Origin of the sequence: Novosphingobium terrae, from assembly GCF_017163935.1 — a bacterium.
GTDB lineage: Bacteria > Pseudomonadota > Alphaproteobacteria > Sphingomonadales > Sphingomonadaceae > Novosphingobium > Novosphingobium terrae.
Genome location: NZ_JABVZR010000001.1, coordinates 4108602 through 4124713, shown reverse-complemented (window position 1 = coordinate 4124713; position 16112 = coordinate 4108602). Strand labels below are relative to the sequence as shown.

The following is a 16112-nucleotide window of genomic DNA, read 5'->3' as shown; positions in this document are numbered from 1 at the left end:
CCCATGAACGATAACTTTCCCCAATCCGCCCCTGCCGCTCCCTCCCGCCTGCGCGGCCTGCTGATCGGCCTGAGCGCGGGATTGATCGGCGGCGTGGCGGGGGCGGCGCTGATCGCCTCCGGCCTGCTGCCCATCGGCCAGCACGGCAATGGCGATGCCGCGATCCATGATTACATCATGGCCCATCCCGAAATTCTGCCCCAGGCCATGGATGTGCTGCGCCAGCGTGAGGCCGAAGCCCAGATCGGCCAGATCCGTCAATTGGTGGAAACGCCCTTCCCCGGCTCGGTGCTGGGCAATCCCAATGGCCACAAGGTGCTGGTGGAGTTCATGGATTACGCCTGCGGCTACTGCCGCAAGAGCGAGGCTGATGTTGCCGCCATGGCCGCCGCCGATCCCGATCTGAAGGTGGTGATCCGCCAGCTGCCGATCCTCAGCCCCGAAAGCCGGGTCGCTGCCGCCGTGGCGCTGGGCGCGGCCAAGCAAGGCAAATTCGCCGCCTTCCACCACGCCATGTATGCGCAGGAGCGCCCCGACGAGGCGGGAATCGAGGCCGCCGCCAAGGCAGCCGGGGTCGATCTGGCCCGCGCCAGGCAGGACGCCACCAGCGAGCCGGTGAAGACCGAGATCGCCACCAATCTGGAAATGACCAAGCAGCTGGGCATCAACTCCACCCCCACCTTCCTCGCCAATGGCCATCTGCTGCTGGGCGCGGTGGGCAAGGAAGCACTGCAAAAGGGGCTGGAGACGCCGAAGGGATGATGGGCAAGCGATGACCGCTGCGGCGCTGTCCCCGATGGCAAAAGCCATCGCCGCCGGGCTGCTTTTAAGCTAGAGCCCCGCCATGGCCGTGCTTCCTTTCCAACCCACCCCGTTTTTCGCCAACAAGAATCGCGCTTTCTGGCGGTTGCAGGTGGTGGGCTGGGTCGGCGCTCTGGTGCTGCGCGCCATGTCTCTGCTGGCGACGGGGCAGTCATGGTCCCCGCTGGCGCTGGTGGTGGTGGAAATCATCAACGGCTTTTCGATCAGCCTGCTGCTGGCGGTGATCTATCGCCAGCTGATGGGCCAGCGCGCATTGCTGACCTGGGGCGTGACGGCGGTGGTGCTGCCGCTGGCTGTCTGCCTCTATGCCTTCATGGATGCCTGGGTGGTCGACCTGTCGCATCCGGACAGCACCTCGGGCTTCCCCCAGCTGTTCGTGCAGGTGTTCTTCTATGACGCGGCGCTGCTGGGCGCCTGGTCGGCGCTGTATTACGCCATCAACTTCTTCCTGCGCGTGGAAGAACAGAACGATGCCCTGCTGCGGCTGGAGGTGCAGGCCACCAATGCCCAGCTGGCGATGCTGCGCTATCAGCTCAACCCGCATTTCCTGTTCAACACGCTGAACTCGATCTCCACGCTGGTGCTGCTGGGCCAGACCGAGCCCGCCAATGCCATGCTGACGCGCCTCTCCTCCTTCCTGCGCTACACGCTGATCAACGAGCCCGAGGGGCGGGTGACGGTGGCCAAGGAGGTCGAGACGCTCAAGCTCTATCTCGACATCGAGCGGATGCGATTCGAGGAGCGGCTGCGCACCACCTTCCGCATCGATGAACCCACCGAAGGCGGGCTGCTGCCCTCTCTGTTGCTGCAACCGCTGGTGGAAAATGCTATCAAATACGCGGTTTCGACTCAGGAGAGCGGGGCGGAAATCACCATTGCCGCTCAACTGGTCGGGCAAAACCTTCGCATCACCGTCTCCGATACCGGACCCGGCTTGCAGAACCAGGAAGGCGACCACAGATTGAATGCCGTCAGTTTCGACGGGGGGCAGACGGTTTCGACCGGAGTCGGGCTGGCAAATATTCGCGATCGCCTGGCGCAGGCTTACGGACCTGCCCATCGTTTCGAGACTTATGAACCATCTGAGGGCGGTTTTGCCGTCACCATCGAAATACCCTTTGAGCGGCGCGACGCGGATTTCCCTGCCAGCGCCACTGCAACCTGACTGACGCGAGAAGGCAAAAGCCCCAATGACCATCCGCACCATCCTCGTTGACGATGAGAAACTGGCCATCCAGGGCCTGCAGCTGCGGCTCCAGAAATTCCCCGACATCGAAATCATCGATACCTGCGCCAACGGGCGCGAAGCCATCCGCAAGATCAAGACCGAAAAGCCCGATCTGGTGTTTCTGGATATCCAGATGCCCGGCTTCGACGGATTCTCGGTGGTGAAGGGCGTGATGGAGATCGAGCCGCCGCTTTTCGTCTTCTGCACCGCCTACCAGGAACACGCCGTGCGCGCCTTCGAGGCCAACGCCGTCTCCTACCTGATGAAGCCGGTGGACGAAGACAAGCTGGCCGACACGCTGGACCGCGTGCGCCAGCGCCTCTCCGACAAGAAGCTGGTGGAAGAGGCCGAGAAGCTGAAGAGCGTTCTCGCCGAAGTCGCCCCCGACGCCATCGACACGCTGGATGACGAACAGGGTGACCCCAACGCGGGCCGCTTCGAGAAGCTAATCAACATCAAGGATCGCGGCCAGATCTTCCGCGTCGATGTGGACACCATCGAGCGCATCGAAGCCGCTGGTGACTATATGTGCATCTACACCGCCGACAACTCGCTGATCCTGCGCGAGACGATGAAGGATCTGGAGCGCCGGCTGGACCCGCGCGTGTTCCAGCGCGTGCATCGCTCGTGGATCGTGAACCTGAATCTGGTGCGTCAGGTGAAGCCGCATACCAATGGCGAATGCTTCCTGGTGCTGGAGTCGGGCGCGGACGTGAAGGTGTCGCGTTCGTATCGCGATGTGGTGGCGCGGTTTGTTCATTAAGGAATGAAGGGGAAGGTGCGAGGGTGTTACACCCTCGCGCTCCCTTTAATGTCTACGTTGCGCATCGGGTTCGGCCCCGGAGCAACGTCGCCGCGCCGCAGGCTTTAAACGCAGGCACAGCTTCCATGATCGATGAAACACTGCCTGCGGCGCTGGCGTAGCGCAGGTGGATAGGTTGTGCGCAAGGATGGGGCGACGCTGCCCATGCGTCGGAAGACGTTATGGGAGCGCGAGGGGGTAACCCCCTCGCTTTTTCTCCTTCCCCCTTCTCTCCACTCCCTTATACCCCCCTTATGACCCAATTCTCCCTGACCGGCTTCGACCTCGACACCTTCGTCACGCAAACCCTTGCCGAAGACCTTGGCGAAGGCCTCCCCGGCGGTGGCCAGGACGTGACGAGCGAAAGCGTCATCCCGGCAGACGCCCGCTTCACCGGCGTGATGGACAGCCGCGATGCCATCACCGTGGCGGGCTTGCCGATCGCGGTGGCCTTCTTCCGCCACCTCGATCCGGAGATTTCCATCGAGACTCTGGTGCAGGATGGCGATCAGGTCGCGGCCGGCACGCATCTGCTGCGCCTCACCGGCAAGGCGCGTGCACTGCTGACAGCGGAGCGCTCGGCGCTGAACACCGTGCAGCACCTCTCGGGCATCGCCACGCTGACGCGCCAATATGTCGACGCCATGGGCGTGACCAAGGCGCGGCTGCTGGACACGCGCAAGACCATCCCCGGCCTGCGCCATCTGGAGAAATACGCCACCCGCATGGGCGGTGCGCAGAATCACCGCATGGGCTTGTGGGACGCGGCGATGATCAAGGACAATCACGTCGCCGTGGCAGGCGGCGTGGGGCAGGCCGTCGGCAGTGCCCGTGCGGCGGGCGTGGCCAGCATCATCTGCGAGATCGACCACCTCGACCAGATCGCACCCGCGCTGGCGGCGGGGGCGACTCACCTGCTGCTGGACAACATGGAGCCGGACATGCTGCGCGAGGCCGTGGCGCTGGTGGCGGGCCGCGTGCCCTGCGAGGCGAGCGGCGGGGTGAACCTCTCCACCATCGGGCCGATTGCGGCGAGCGGGGTGGATTATGTTTCCGTGGGGCGCCTGACTCAGAGCGCTCCGGCGGCGGATATCGGGCTGGATTTCGTTCTGGCCTGATTCGAGGAAAGAGAAGATGCGAGGGCCATCGCCCTCGCGCTCCCTTTACTGTCTGCCTCGCGCCAAGGGTTCAGCCTTACGCATAGTTTGCCGCGCCGCAGGCTAACGGATGATTCGACTGCCTGCGGCGCTTTCAACTGCGCAGGTGGAGAGCCGGGGCACACCAATCGGGTGCCACTGCGTTTGCGTCGGAAGACGTTATGGGAGCGCGAGGGGGTAACCCCCTCGCATTTCACCTTCGTTCTTGAAAAAACCCGCGCAGCATCTCCGCCGCCATATCCCCACCCAGACCGCTGTAGACCTCGGGGCGATGCAGGCATTGCGGATGATCGAAAACCCGCGCCCCATGCTCCACCGCGCCGCCCTTGGGATCGCTGGCCGCGTAATAAAGCCGGGCGATTCGCGCATGAGCAATCGCGCCCGCGCACATCGGGCATGGCTCCAGCGAGACCCACAGATCGCAGCCTTCCAGACGTTCCTGCCCCAAGGCAGCGGCGGCAGCACGAATCGCCAGCACTTCGGCATGGGCGGTGGGGTCACACAAAGCGCGGGGGCGGTTGTGAGCGGTGGCGATCACCTTGCCGTCACGCATCACCACGGCGCCGATGGGAACTTCCCCGGCCTGCGCGCCCAGACGGGCTTGTTCCAGCGCCAGAGCCATGGGTTCGGGGAGCGGCCATTGGGTCATGCCAAGGGGGCTAGCGCGAGCGCCTACATCATGGCAAGAGCGCGCACCAGCGGCGTGAGGACCGAATCGATTCTTCGCCTGTGCAAAACCTTGACCAAGCCGGGTAGAATCGCTATGCGCGCCCATTCTTCCGGCAACGGTAACGAAATTCGAAGGCGAGAATCATGTCCCGTATTTGCGAACTGACTGGCAAGGGCCGTCAGGTTGGCCACAATGTCAGCCACGCCAACAACAAGACCAAGCGCGTCTTCCTGCCTAACCTGCAGAACGTCACGCTGCTGTCGGAAGCCCTGGATCGTGGCTTCAAGTTCCGCGTTTCTACGCACGGCCTGCGCTCTGTCGAGCACGTCGGCGGCCTGGATAACTGGCTGCTGAAGACGGCTGACTGCAAGCTGAGCCGCAACGCTCTGCGCGTGAAGCGCGAAGTGAAGAAGGCTGCTGTCGTCGCCGCCTGATCGGCTCGACGCAGGTTTCAGCGCCAGCACAAAAGGCGCGGCAGGTTCGTCCTGCCGCGCCTTTTTGTTTGCGCGGATTCCGGAAGAGAAAAGATGCGAGGGCTGCCCCGTTGTTGGTCGCATTTCTCAACAGAAATGCTCCAGCTCTTCACGCTCCCAGATCGCCTTCCGACGAAATGGCAGTGGCTACCCCATCGGTGCGCCAGCCTCTCCACTTGCGCCACGCAAAGCGCCGCAGGCAGCGATACCAGCGCTTCCACGAAACCTCTCAGAATTTGGAATCCTGCAGCGCAACAGAGAGCCGGCGCGCAAGGCTTCCGCCCTCACCCTCGCTTCGTCGGAAGACATAACGGGGGTGCAGGGGGCGTAACGCCCCCTGCTTAACCTCTAAATCTGAAAAAGAAAAAGGGGGCAGCCCTCTCAGGCCACCCCCCGATTTTTTCAAGGCTTGAGACGAACCTTAGAAGTTCACCTTCGCGCCAACCTTGAAGTAGCGGCCCAGAATGGCGGTACCGCCCTGCACAGGGTTGTAGCCATGCGCACCATAGGTCACCGGATCGATCGGCGGCATCTGGTTGAGCAGATTGTTGACCGTGCCGTAAACAGTGAACTGGTCATTGACCTTCACCTGCACGTTCACGTCGGTGGTGATCAGGCTCTTCACGTTGCACGCCGACCAATAGGAAGGACGCAGGCTGCAGTCCTTGTAGGTACCGCCCTGGTCCATCGCCGACAGGTTGTAACCGCTGATGTAGTTCAGCGTGTCGGTGATCTTCACCTTGCCGATTTCCAGCGTGTTCATCCAGGTGCCCTTGACGCTGGGCGTGCCCGAACCGGCGGTCAGGTTGTAGTTACCCAGCGTACCATCATAGCGCTCGGTATGGCCATCGGCGAACTTTGTTTCGAGCAGCATGATCCAGTCCGCTTCAAGCGAGCTGGTCCAAGTCACATTGTGGCTGAACTTGTGACGGAACTCCGCCTCGAAGTCCATGCCACGCACCGTCTGGCTGTTGGCGTTGATCAAATTAGCCAGAACCAGAGCCGCGCGCGGCTTGGCCGTGGGCGACACGAAAGCGTCCGACGTATCCGGGCCATCGGCGGTGACAGTGTAACCGGCGGGGATCGCACCACCCGAGTAGTAAGCGATCAGCGCAGGCGCCGCCAGCGGCGCGGTGATCAACTGGTCCTTCTTGATGTCGTAGAAGTCGACAGTGAAGGACAGGTTGCGCACCGGTTCGAACACCGCCCCCAGCGTGAAGCTGCGCGACTTTTCCGACTTCAAGGTCGGGGTCGCCAGCGTAGTGTAGCCGTAGCTACCTGCCGTCAGATAGGCAGGGCAAGCCTTTGCGAAGTTGGCAACGTTACAAGGCGTGCCAAGTGCCGGGTTGGTGTACTGAGCCAGATAGGCATCGTTGAACACATTGGACGGGTTGGTCACATAGCCCGTGGTCGGCAGCGAGTTCGCCTCGCCGAAGGACGGGATGCGGAAGCCCTTCGACCAGGTGCCGCGGATCATCACCTGACGAACCGGCTTGAACTTGAAGCCGGCCTTGGGCGAGAAGGCGCTCTGACCGCTCGAATAGTGGTCATAACGACCAGCAGCCGTCAGCTCCAACGACTTCACAACAGGGGCCGAAATTTCACCATAGGCCGAGGAAATCCAGCGGCTACCTACCGTGCCGAAGGCATTGAGAGTGAAGTAACGCTGGGTCGGGCCGTTGAAGTCGCTGTTGCCGCTGGGAGCGTTCACCGCTTCATAGCGCTCCGAACCACCAATGGCCACCTGCAGCGGGCCGCCGGGCAGGTCGGCCAGCTTGAAGCCCATGTTGGCCTGCAGCTGAACCTGATCCGAAGTCGCGTTGGTGATGTTGTCGGGCTTCAGATAGTCATTCACAGCTTGCGAGTTGGCGGCGGGATTGACGAAATTATAGGTGCCGTCAGCCACCACATCCAGCAGATGCTGGATGTTGACATAACCGCGCTGCAGACGACGCAGATCGTCATGCATGGCGGTACCGCCCACATCGAAGGTGATCGCATCGGTGACCTGCCCCGACACGCCGAAGGCGCCGCGATAGGTACGGTTGCGCGTTTCGTTGTAGGTCACGCTGCTCAGATCGCGGCCCTGGATACGGGCAACATATCCCTGAGCGGCATAGGGGTTGTTCGGATTAAGCGTGCCATTGGCGGCAGTGCAGCCCGGAACGGTGGGCACGCCATTGACGTTCACGGCCGACACGCCAGCAGCGCGGGCGCAAACATAGACCGGCAGAGCAATGATACCCGAGTTGAGCGTGTAGGCGCCGCCGGCAGCAGCGGAGTTGCTGAACTGCGGATAGTAGATACCGGCAGGCGCGTTACCGCGGATCACGGCGGGCTGGCCGGTGTAATCCGTAGTGGTCTGCAGGAAGTTGAACTCGGCATAGGCCTCGATCGTGTCGTTCAGCTTGGCCGTGACCTTGGCCGAACCGCCGTAACGCTTGATCTCGGGCTGGATCACACCATAGGCAGCCGTATAGTCAACGCCGCAAACCGTGGTCGGCGCCGTGGGATTGGCCGCCAGATCGGTGGCGTTCAGCGTGTAATTGGTGCCGCGGCACTGAGCCGTGTTGAGCGCGGCAAAGCGCGAGCCTGCCACAGCCGTGGTGTTCGTCGCATCATAGGGACGGACGTAGAAGATCGAGCTGGTGGGCGTGCCCTGCGTGTAGGTGCCGTTGTCGTTCACACCCCCCGTCACGCCGGTCGAGGCGACATTGCCCAGACGGCCGTAGTTGGAGGTGTTGAAAGGATAGGGACGATCGCGGTTATACAGCTCGGCCGAGTGGTAGTAGAAACCGCTGACGTAGGCGTTGTAGCCGTTTTCCTCGATGTCGCCCTTACCAGCCGTGATGCTGATCCGCTGCGAGCCGGCGTCGGCACGGCTGGAAATGCCGCCCTCAGCGCGGATCGACAGACCCTTGAACTGACGCTTGGTCTTGATGTTGACAACGCCGGCGATGGCGTCGGCGCCGTAAGCCGAGGAAGCGCCGTCCTTCAGAACGTCCACCTTCTCGATGATGTCATCGGGGATGGTGTTGAGGTCGACGAAGTTGCGCGAGCCGTCATCGGCCAGCGGATAGTAAGCAGCGCGCAGACCGTCGAACAGCACCAAGGTCGAGTTGGTGGTCAGGCCACGCAGCGAGATCGCCGAGGCACCGGCAGCAAAGGCGCCGTTGGCGGTGAAGCTGTTGGTCAGCGCCGGACCGTTGTTGGCGGCCAGCGTCTGCAGGCCTTCCTGCACTGTGCTGATGCCGCGCTGGTCAAGTTGATCGGCAGTGATGGTGGTGACCGGCGAAACGGTCTCGGTATTGGTGCGGCGCAGGATCGAGCCCGTCACCACGATGGTCTGAGCCTCTTCAGCCTTGGGTTCGTTCGGCTTGGCGGCATCCTGTGCGAAGGCCGTGCCGGAAACCAGGCACACGCCGAGAACGAGCGGCGCAGCGCTGCCCAGCAGCGCATTGCTAAATGCTACTTTCATGTTTCACCCCTGTTCCAGTGAATGGCGCCCCCGCCATTCACGGTGTAGCTCTCACGCTTGACTGGCTCCGGTTGCCCTCGCTTCTTCCCTTTCCCGGGGATCGAAGCGACCAGGAGCCGCGTAAGAACGATGTGCATTCATGGCAAAGCCCGTGTGGTGCGAAAAGATGCTGACATGGCTGTCAGCAAAAAAGCGTCACAATGTTGCGAAACTGTCACAACGAGATGTAGAAAACACAACTCCCGTGAAGATGGCGCAAAGGGCAATCCGGTATTTTACCTGAAGGCTTGCGACATATTTTCGCATCCTTCTGATGTTTTTTGACGATTCATTGATATAAAATTACCAAAATCCGTAAGAACCGAGAGGGAGCCCGCTCTTTCGCGTAAAATCGTGGATTTAAAAATTTGTCGAAAATCTACAAAAGACCCGTTCGACGAATTGACAGGAAAAATCCCTGATTTTGCGGGATTAACCGCAAGGTCACCCCGCCGGCGGCAGGATCAGCAAAGGGTCCAATCGGGCCTCGCGCCAGCGCAGACTCCAATGCAGATGGGGGCCAGTGGCTCGACCGGTCATGCCGACCAGACCCAGCGGCTGCCCTTGAGTCACCCTGTCACCTTCACGCACCAGCAGACGCTGCGCATGCAAGAAAGCCGAATTCAGCCCCATGCCATGGTCCAGCATCAGCAGATTGCCCTCCAGCGTGAAGGGGGCCGAAGCCGCCAGTACCACCACACCATCGGCGGGCGCGACATAGGTCACCCCGGCGCCCGGCGCGATGTCCAGCCCGCTGTGATAGGCGCCCGGCGTGCCGCGATAGATGCGCTGAGATCCGAAACGCCCGGAAATCCGGCCATGCGCGGGCCAGATAAAGGCCTGCCGCCAGCCCGTGGCGCCCGTCACCTGCGCGCGGGCAGCCTCGATTCGTGCCACTTCCGTCGCCCGGAGTTTCGCAAAGGCCTCATCGGGCACGGCGGGGGGATGGAAGGGAGCATCGATATGCTCGATCGGCCAGGCGCGCGGCGCGATGGCCAAGGTGCGACTGCTGATACCGGCGGTGCCATAATCGGCGGTCAGCGTCGCCGTGGGCTGCGCATCGCGATCAAAGGCGAGGAAAAAACGGCCATCCGCATCGTAATCGACCGTCTGGCTGCCCAGCGTCAGGCGCGGCTTTCCGGCGACCTGCCCCCGCGCCCAGCCACCTTGCATCAGCACGCCGGTGGGATTGGCCAAAGGGGGAGCTGTCAGACCCGCAGCCCTCAGCTGCGCAGGGATCAGGCTAAGTCCTAACCCGGCCAGCGCCCCGCGGCGGGAGATCACAAGCCCAGCATGCGCTTCGTGGCGATCTCCGGGCTGGCATAGGCTTCCTGCCACTCGACGCTCCAGTAACGGAGGGAGTCGAGCGGGATCTTCTCACCCGTCACGGCGCACACAACATGGCTGCCCGGGCTGACCATACGGAATCCACTGGGCTCATAACGCAAGACGGCGATACGTTCGGCAGAATTCATCAACATCTAACCTTACTAACATCTTTGGCGCCGCGCTCCAATGCCATCGGGCGCGTCAGCCGAACAGGTCGTCCTGTAAGGGCTTTTCCGGTGATTCGCTGCGACGCACAGGCGCCTTGCGAGGGGCCGCGCGCTGCGGCGAAACCTCTGAATCCAGTGGCGCAACATCGAGCAGACCGTCTCGGAAGTGCAGAGTCAGCCGCGCCTCGGTCGAGGCTTGGGAGCTGCCCACCAGCGTGCGGCCATCCGCGCCGGTCACCCGCACATAGCCCCGCGCCAGCATCGCGTCAGGGTTAAGACTGGCCATCACGCGGGCCACGCCATCGAGCCGCCGCCCGTCCTCACGCAATCGCGCCGTGAGCAGCGCGGGGTTCAAACGCTGAGCGGCCAGCCTTTCGCGCGCCCGCTCCAGCCGCGCTGCCAGCAACGGCAGCGACAGCCGCCCGGCGACGCGCTGCAACTGCCCCCCCGCCACCTGCGCCCGCCCGGCCAGACCGCGACGCAGCCTCTCACTCGCTTCATCCAGAGCCTGCGTCGGCTCTTCCAGCAGCGTGCGGGCCGAGGGCAGACGCTGCGCCCGCACCGACAGGCGTTCACGCGCCAGATCGAGCCCGCGCGTCACCGCACGGCGCTGACGCAGCCCAAATTCGCCGACCGTATCCAGCAGATCCTCACGCACCGGCACAGCCATTTCGGCGGCGGCAGTGGGGGTCGGCGCGCGGCGGTCGGCAGCGAAATCGGCCAGAGTCGTGTCGGTTTCATGGCCGACGGCGCTGATCACGGGGATCGGGCTTTCGGCGATGGCGCGCACCACCTCTTCCTCGTTGAAGCACCACAGATCCTCGATGCTGCCGCCGCCGCGCCCGACGATCAGCACATCGGGTCGAGGCACCGGGCCACCGGGCTCCAAGGCACCAAAGCCGCGCACCGCCGCGGCCACCTGCTGCGCCGCGCCCTGCCCCTGCACCAGCACCGGCCAGAGGATCACATGGCTGGGAAAGCGGTCGGCCAGACGGTGGAGAATATCGCGGATCACTGCGCCGGTAGGCGATGTCACCACGCCGATCACGCACGGCAGAAAGGGCAGCGCCCGCTTGCGCTCCGAGGCGAACAGCCCCTCCGACTCAAGCCGCGCCTTAGTCTTCGCCAGCAAGGCCAGCAAAGCGCCCTCGCCCGCGATCTCCATGCGTTCGATGACGATCTGATAGTTCGAGCGGCCCGGATAGGTGGTCAGCTTGCCGGTGGCGATCACCTCCACGCCATCCTCGGGCAGAAAGCCCAGACGCGCCACGCTGCCCTTCCACATCACGCCATCCAGACGCGCGCCCTCATCCTTCAGCGCCAGATACAAATGGCCCGATGCCGCGCGCTTCACGCCCGACAATTCACCCCGCACCCGCACAAAACCGAAGCGATCTTCCACCGTTCGCTTCAAAAGCGCGGAAATCTCGGTGATGGAGAGCGCCTCTGCGTTGTCCCCGGGCGTCTGCTTCGCTACCAGCCCGCCAGGACCATCATCATCGGCATAAGGCGGGTAAGCGGGCATGAACATCCTTCTCCTGGGCTCGGGCGGGCGCGAACATGCGCTGGCGTGGCAGCTGGCGCAATCCCAAGCGGTGCGTAGCGGTGGAAAGCTCTTCGCCGCGCCCGGGAATCCGGGCATCGCGCAAGACGCCGAATGCGTGAAGCTGGATGTGACGAACCATGATGCCGTGGTCGCCTTCTGCCACCTGCAGGCCATCGGTCTGGTGGTCGTCGGCCCCGAAGCGCCGCTGGTCGATGGCCTTGGCGATTCGCTGCGCGCGGCGGGCGTGCCGGTGTTCGGGCCCTCGAAGGAAGCGGCCCAGCTGGAAGGCTCCAAGGGCTTCACCAAGGATCTGTGCGCCCGCGCGGGCATCCCCACCGCCGGTTACGAGCGCGTCTCCAGCGAGGCCGACGCCATGGCTGCTCTGGAGCGTTTCGGCGCGCCCGTGGTGATCAAGGCCGATGGGCTCGCCGCCGGCAAGGGCGTCACCGTCGCCATGACGATGGATGAGGCCGTCGCCGCCGTGAAGGACATCTTCGCCGGTCGCTTCGGCTCGGCGGGCGCCGAAGCCGTGATCGAGGAGTTCATGACCGGCGAGGAAGCCAGCTTCTTCGCCCTCACCGATGGCACCAGCATCATGGCCTTCGCCAGTGCTCAGGACCATAAGCGCGTGGGCGAAGGCGACACCGGCCCCAACACTGGCGGCATGGGCGCCTACTCCCCCGCCCCCGTGCTGACGCCCGAACTGGAAGCCGAGGTGATGGAGCGCATCATCGCCCCCACCGTCAGCACGCTGGCCGCCGAGGGAACGCCCTATTGCGGCGTACTCTTCGCCGGGCTGATGCTGACCGCCAACGGCCCGAGCCTGATCGAATACAACGCCCGCTTCGGCGACCCCGAAACGCAGGTGATGATGAGCCGCCTGCAGTCGGACCTGGCCGAGCTGCTGCTGGCCTGCGCCACGGGCGAGCTGGCCTCTGCCAAGCCGCCGGTGTTCAGCAAGGACACCGCGCTGACGGTGGTGCTGGCCGCGCAGAACTATCCCGAAACACCCAAGAAGGGCGGCACCATCAAGGGCATCGACAAGGCCGAGGCCACGGGTGCTAAGGTCTTCCACGCGGGCACGGCTTTGTCGGAAGGCACACTGACCATCAATGGCGGTCGTGTGCTGAACGTCACGGCGACGGGTGCGACTGTGACAGAGGCGCAGAAAGCCGCCTATGCCGCCGTGGATGCCATCACCGCGCCCGACCTGTTCTGCCGCCGCGATATCGGCTGGCGCGAAGTGGCGCGTGAGGCGGAAGGCTGATTACACGCTGATCAGACGAGGAAGCTGTAGCTGGCCCCGGTGCCGTCATTCGGCAGGTTGAGATCGCTGTTGTAATTCGGCGCCGGGGCTTCGGTTTCTTTCTGCGCCTGAGTCTTCTGCTCAGGCTGCGCGCGAAGCTGCTGCGGCTGCGAATCATACTGGGTCCGGGTGATCGTGCTCGACGTCACCGAACTCGTGGAAATGGCCATGGGTTGTGCCTCCTGCGCTCAGGCATTCTATGCGTATACGGCAGGACGGTAGAGCAGCCGGGTGTTTAAGGGGTTAAAGGGAAAAAATGATGCGAGGGTCATAACCCTCGCGCTCCCTTTAATGTCTGCCTCACGCTTCGGGTTCGGCGACAGAGCAACGTCGCTGCGCCGCAGGCAGGGTTTGCCAACATTGCGCTATCATCATGAGCTTGAAAGCCTGCGGCGCTTAAGGTCACGCAGGTGGAGAGCCGAGGCGCAAAGATCGGGCGCCCCTGCCCTATCGTCGGAAGACGTTATGGGAGCGCGAGGGGGTAACCCCCTCGCACTTTCCCTTTCAAACCTTAGGCCCCGATCTTTTCGGAAACCAAAGCCTTCAGATCCACCTCGGGACGAGCGCCGAAATGGCTGATGATCTCGGCTGCGCAGATCGAGCCCAGAGTCAGCGAATCCTCCAGAGAACGCCCACGCACGAGACCGAAGAGGAAGCCTGAAGCGAAGAGATCGCCAGCGCCGGTGGTGTCCACCACGCGCTCGATGGGCTGGGCGGCAACCTGAGCCTGCTGCCCTTCGGACACGGCCAGCGCGCCCTGCGAGCCGCGTGTCACCACCACGGTGGGCACCTTGCCCGTAAGCGAAGCGAGGCCTTCGTGGCAATCTTCGATGCCGGTCAGCGCGGCGAGTTCTTCCTCGTTCGCGAAGAGGATATCGATCAGGCCCTCATTGATCAGGGCGTTGAAATCGTCGCGATGGCGGTCGATCACGAAGACGGCCGAGAGGGTGAAGGCCACCTTGCGACCGGCGTTCTTGGCGGCGGCGATGGCGCGACGCATGGCGTTGCGGGGTTCCTCGGGATCCCAGAGGTAGCCTTCGAGGTACAGGACCTGCGCGTCGGCGATGGCCTTGTCGTCCAGCGCGCTGGCGGGCAGGAACTGGCTGGCGCCAAGGAACGTGTTCATGGTGCGCTGGCCGTCGGGCGTCACAAAGATCAGGCAGCGGCCCGTGGGCGGGTTGGCGGGGCCGACGGGCGTGTCGAAGGAGATGCCGCCCGAGCGAATGTCATGGGCGAAAACCTCGCCCAACTGGTCTTCGGCGACCTGACCGATGAAGGCGCACTTGGCACCCAGCAGGGCCAGACCGGCCAGCGTGTTGGCTGCCGAGCCGCCGGAGATTTCGCGCGCCGGGCCCATGGCATCATAGAGCACCTTGGCCTGGTCCGCGTCGACCAGAGTCATGCCGCCGCGCGAGAGGCCCAGCTCCTCGATCAGGGCATCCGCGCAGGGGGCCATCACATCGACGATGGCATTGCCGATGGCGATGACATCGGTGGTGGGCTGGGTCATCAAAGGGCCTTTCCTGAGAGCGTGTTCAAATCGGGTGGTTGCGCCCGGGGCCTTGCGAAAAGGCGGCCAACAAACGGGCAATAATCTTTCAGCGCCTAGCGGGGGTGCCGGGCAAGGGCAATGGCTAGATATGCCGGAACGCCAGTGGCGCGCGACGATGCGCTTGGGCAGCGATTGACCGCCCAGCATGCTCAGTCCATCACACGCGCCATGAATCTGCCTTTCCATCGCTCTCTTTTCGCGCTTCCTCTGCTGGGTTTTCTCGCCGCTTGCGGAAGCGAGCAGGCCAGGCCTGTCTCCACCCCGCGCCCGCCGCATCGCGCGGGCAGCACCGCAACCCCGCCTGCCGCGATTTATCATGCACCGCCGCCTGCCGCCAAAGTGCAGTCGCTGCCGGGGCTTCAGGGGGTAATCGGCGCCACGCAGCCCGAATTGCAGCGTCTGTTCGGCACGCCGCGGCTGGATGTGGTGGAGGGCGATGCCCGCAAGCTGCAGTTCACCGGCAATGCCTGCGTGCTGGACGTCTATCTCTATCCGCCCGCGCCGGGGCAGCCGCCGCGGGCTTCCTATGTCGATGCGCGGCGCGGCACCGATGCGCGCGATGTCGATCGGGCCGCCTGCGTGGCGGCGCTGCGCAAGCGGTGACCCAGCATAGAGTGTGACATGAAAACATCACCCTACCTGAATTTTTGGTTCACTCTGCGCTAAGGGTTTACACGTCATTTCGGCTGCGGGGCGCAACCGAAAGGACGCACGGGATGAACGAGACGAATCGCAGCCTACTGGGTCGCCCAGCCGATCCAAACCGGCCCGGCATGAGCCCTGACGATGCCGAAGCGCTGCTGGCCATCAACATGCATGTTCGCTCGCCTTCCCCCGAGTGGGTGGAGTTTCTGGGCGAGACCATTTCGACCTGGCTGGTGGAGCAACGCGCGCCTGCGGGCGTGATGGATGACACCAAATCGCACTGGCTTCTGACGCGGATCGATGAAGGCGGCGCAAGTTCGCCGGCTGCTCTGGCTCTGCTGCGGCAGTGCTGCGTGAAGGCGCGGGCGGTTCCCGCTGCTTTACTGGCCTATCTGCGGCAGCAGGAGATGCAGATCAGGCTGGTAGACTCCGAAGCGAATGACGAACGCCGGGTGACCGGCGCGTGATCGCTGCGGGCGAGAGTGATGAGGGACTCTCGCCTGAGGTATTGGTTTAGACCGTAAAACTCTCACCGCAGCCGCAGCTGCCCTTGGCATTGGGATTGTTGAAGACGAAACCGGCGGTGAAATCGTCCTCCACCCAGTCCATCACCGATCCCACCAGATACAGCACGCTGGCCCCATCGATGAAAAGCACGCCGCCCGGCGTCTCGATCTTTTCGTCGAACGCGTTGGCCGCGTTCACATAATCCACCGAATAGGCCAGACCCGAGCAGCCCCGGCGCGGGGTAGACAGCTTCACACCGATCGCGCCTTCCGGAGCGCCAGCCATCAGATGGGCAATGCGCGCCTCCGCCGTGGCCGTCAGCGTGACGGCGGCAGGACGGGCGCGGCGGGCCTTGGTTTCCCCAGTGTCCTTGATTTGAACGTCGCTCATG

16 protein-coding genes are annotated in these 16112 nt (G+C 63.6%); 8 read left to right on the top strand and 8 right to left on the bottom strand.

The annotated features are described in order from the left end of the window. The first annotated feature begins 3 nt into the window (after positions 1 to 3). The 4 genes from HGK27_RS18455 (at position 4) to nadC (ending at position 3970) form a co-directional block, all read left to right on the top strand. Positions 4 to 762, top strand: a complete 759-nt coding sequence (locus tag HGK27_RS18455) for a DsbA family protein (protein WP_206242526.1) — start codon at positions 4 to 6, stop codon at positions 760 to 762. An 82-nt stretch (positions 763 to 844) separates the two neighbouring features. Then, positions 845 to 1987, top strand: coding sequence for a sensor histidine kinase (locus HGK27_RS18450; protein WP_206242524.1), 1143 nt, complete (start codon positions 845 to 847; stop codon positions 1985 to 1987). Positions 1988 to 2012: 25 nt separating this feature from the next. Then, the gene (locus HGK27_RS18445; RefSeq protein WP_206242522.1) at positions 2013 to 2813 is read left to right on the top strand and encodes a LytR/AlgR family response regulator transcription factor; all 801 of its coding nucleotides are present in this window, start codon (positions 2013 to 2015) and stop codon (positions 2811 to 2813) included. A gap of 293 nt (positions 2814 to 3106) precedes the next feature. Continuing rightward, positions 3107 to 3970, top strand: a complete 864-nt coding sequence (gene nadC, locus HGK27_RS18440; protein WP_206242520.1) for a carboxylating nicotinate-nucleotide diphosphorylase — start codon at positions 3107 to 3109, stop codon at positions 3968 to 3970. A 232-nt stretch (positions 3971 to 4202) separates the two neighbouring features. Here the strand turns inward: nadC and HGK27_RS18435 are convergent, their stop codons facing one another. Then, a complete protein-coding gene (locus HGK27_RS18435; protein ID WP_206242518.1) occupies positions 4203 to 4658 on the bottom strand; it encodes a nucleoside deaminase in 456 nt (151 codons plus the stop codon). A 164-nt stretch (positions 4659 to 4822) separates the two neighbouring features. On the opposite strand from HGK27_RS18435, the gene rpmB reads away from it, so the two are divergent. Further along, a complete protein-coding gene (rpmB, locus tag HGK27_RS18430) occupies positions 4823 to 5113 on the top strand; it encodes a 50S ribosomal protein L28 (protein WP_206242516.1) in 291 nt (96 codons plus the stop codon). Between the two features lie 460 nt (positions 5114 to 5573). Here rpmB and HGK27_RS18425 read toward each other — a convergent pair whose 3' ends face one another. From HGK27_RS18425 to xseA, 4 genes are all read right to left on the bottom strand, one after another. Further along, positions 5574 to 8630: a TonB-dependent receptor plug domain-containing protein gene (locus HGK27_RS18425; protein ID WP_206242515.1), complete on the bottom strand. Its 3057-nt coding sequence runs from the start codon at positions 8628 to 8630 to the stop codon at positions 5574 to 5576. A 483-nt stretch (positions 8631 to 9113) separates the two neighbouring features. Next, positions 9114 to 9953, bottom strand: coding sequence for a M23 family metallopeptidase (locus HGK27_RS18420; RefSeq protein WP_241127293.1), 840 nt, complete (start codon positions 9951 to 9953; stop codon positions 9114 to 9116). Then, positions 9950 to 10150, bottom strand: coding sequence for a DUF2093 domain-containing protein (locus HGK27_RS18415; RefSeq protein ID WP_068088265.1), 201 nt, complete (start codon positions 10148 to 10150; stop codon positions 9950 to 9952). The genes HGK27_RS18420 and HGK27_RS18415 overlap by 4 nt, the downstream gene beginning before the upstream one ends. A gap of 49 nt (positions 10151 to 10199) precedes the next feature. Next, positions 10200 to 11690 (bottom strand): exodeoxyribonuclease VII large subunit, encoded by a 1491-nt coding sequence (xseA, locus tag HGK27_RS18410; RefSeq protein WP_206242513.1) that lies wholly within the window; start codon positions 11688 to 11690, stop codon positions 10200 to 10202. On the opposite strand from xseA, the gene purD reads away from it, so the two are divergent. Further along, positions 11689 to 12978 (top strand): phosphoribosylamine--glycine ligase, encoded by a 1290-nt coding sequence (gene purD / locus HGK27_RS18405; protein ID WP_206242511.1) that lies wholly within the window; start codon positions 11689 to 11691, stop codon positions 12976 to 12978. The genes xseA and purD overlap by 2 nt on opposite strands. An 11-nt stretch (positions 12979 to 12989) precedes the next feature. Here the strand turns inward: purD and HGK27_RS18400 are convergent, their stop codons facing one another. Both HGK27_RS18400 and HGK27_RS18395 read right to left on the bottom strand, forming a co-directional pair. Then, a complete protein-coding gene (locus HGK27_RS18400) occupies positions 12990 to 13187 on the bottom strand; it encodes a hypothetical protein (RefSeq protein WP_206242509.1) in 198 nt (65 codons plus the stop codon). Between the two features lie 341 nt (positions 13188 to 13528). Beyond that, positions 13529 to 14527, bottom strand: coding sequence for an adenosine kinase (locus HGK27_RS18395; protein ID WP_206242507.1), 999 nt, complete (start codon positions 14525 to 14527; stop codon positions 13529 to 13531). Positions 14528 to 14647: 120 nt separating this feature from the next. Between HGK27_RS18395 and HGK27_RS18390 the strand changes: the two genes are divergently transcribed. Next, positions 14648 to 15172 carry a hypothetical protein gene (locus tag HGK27_RS18390; RefSeq protein ID WP_407674629.1) on the top strand — a complete coding sequence of 175 codons (525 nt, stop codon included), beginning with the start codon at positions 14648 to 14650 and terminating at the stop codon, positions 15170 to 15172. 113 nt (positions 15173 to 15285) lie between these two features. After that, positions 15286 to 15681, top strand: a complete 396-nt coding sequence (locus tag HGK27_RS18385; RefSeq protein WP_206242506.1) for a hypothetical protein — start codon at positions 15286 to 15288, stop codon at positions 15679 to 15681. Between the two features lie 46 nt (positions 15682 to 15727). On the opposite strand, the gene HGK27_RS18380 is transcribed toward HGK27_RS18385, so the two are convergent. Next, entirely contained in the window at positions 15728 to 16111 is a 384-nt protein-coding gene (locus HGK27_RS18380; RefSeq protein WP_206242504.1) for a HesB/IscA family protein, read from the bottom strand. Position 16112 lies beyond the last annotated feature (1 nt).

Excerpts from the sequence above, each read along its gene's own strand:
- HGK27_RS18455 (WP_206242526.1), top strand. The coding sequence starts at position 4 with ATGAACGATAACTTTCCCCAATCCGCCCCTGCCGCTCCCTCCCGCCTG.
- HGK27_RS18450 (WP_206242524.1), top strand. The coding sequence starts at position 845 with ATGGCCGTGCTTCCTTTCCAACCCACCCCGTTTTTCGCCAACAAGAAT.
- HGK27_RS18445 (WP_206242522.1), top strand. The coding sequence starts at position 2,013 with ATGACCATCCGCACCATCCTCGTTGACGATGAGAAACTGGCCATCCAG.
- nadC (WP_206242520.1), top strand. The coding sequence starts at position 3,107 with ATGACCCAATTCTCCCTGACCGGCTTCGACCTCGACACCTTCGTCACG.
- HGK27_RS18435 (WP_206242518.1), bottom strand. The coding sequence starts at position 4,658 with ATGACCCAATGGCCGCTCCCCGAACCCATGGCTCTGGCGCTGGAACAA.
- rpmB (WP_206242516.1), top strand. The coding sequence starts at position 4,823 with ATGTCCCGTATTTGCGAACTGACTGGCAAGGGCCGTCAGGTTGGCCAC.
- HGK27_RS18425 (WP_206242515.1), bottom strand. The coding sequence starts at position 8,630 with ATGAAAGTAGCATTTAGCAATGCGCTGCTGGGCAGCGCTGCGCCGCTC.
- HGK27_RS18415 (WP_068088265.1), bottom strand. The coding sequence starts at position 10,150 with ATGTTGATGAATTCTGCCGAACGTATCGCCGTCTTGCGTTATGAGCCC.
- purD (WP_206242511.1), top strand. The coding sequence starts at position 11,689 with ATGAACATCCTTCTCCTGGGCTCGGGCGGGCGCGAACATGCGCTGGCG.
- xseA (WP_206242513.1), bottom strand. The coding sequence starts at position 11,690 with ATGCCCGCTTACCCGCCTTATGCCGATGATGATGGTCCTGGCGGGCTG.
- HGK27_RS18400 (WP_206242509.1), bottom strand. The coding sequence starts at position 13,187 with ATGGCCATTTCCACGAGTTCGGTGACGTCGAGCACGATCACCCGGACC.
- HGK27_RS18395 (WP_206242507.1), bottom strand. The coding sequence starts at position 14,527 with ATGACCCAGCCCACCACCGATGTCATCGCCATCGGCAATGCCATCGTC.
- HGK27_RS18390 (WP_407674629.1), top strand. The coding sequence starts at position 14,648 with ATGGCTAGATATGCCGGAACGCCAGTGGCGCGCGACGATGCGCTTGGG.
- HGK27_RS18385 (WP_206242506.1), top strand. The coding sequence starts at position 15,286 with ATGAACGAGACGAATCGCAGCCTACTGGGTCGCCCAGCCGATCCAAAC.
- HGK27_RS18380 (WP_206242504.1), bottom strand. The coding sequence starts at position 16,111 with ATGAGCGACGTTCAAATCAAGGACACTGGGGAAACCAAGGCCCGCCGC.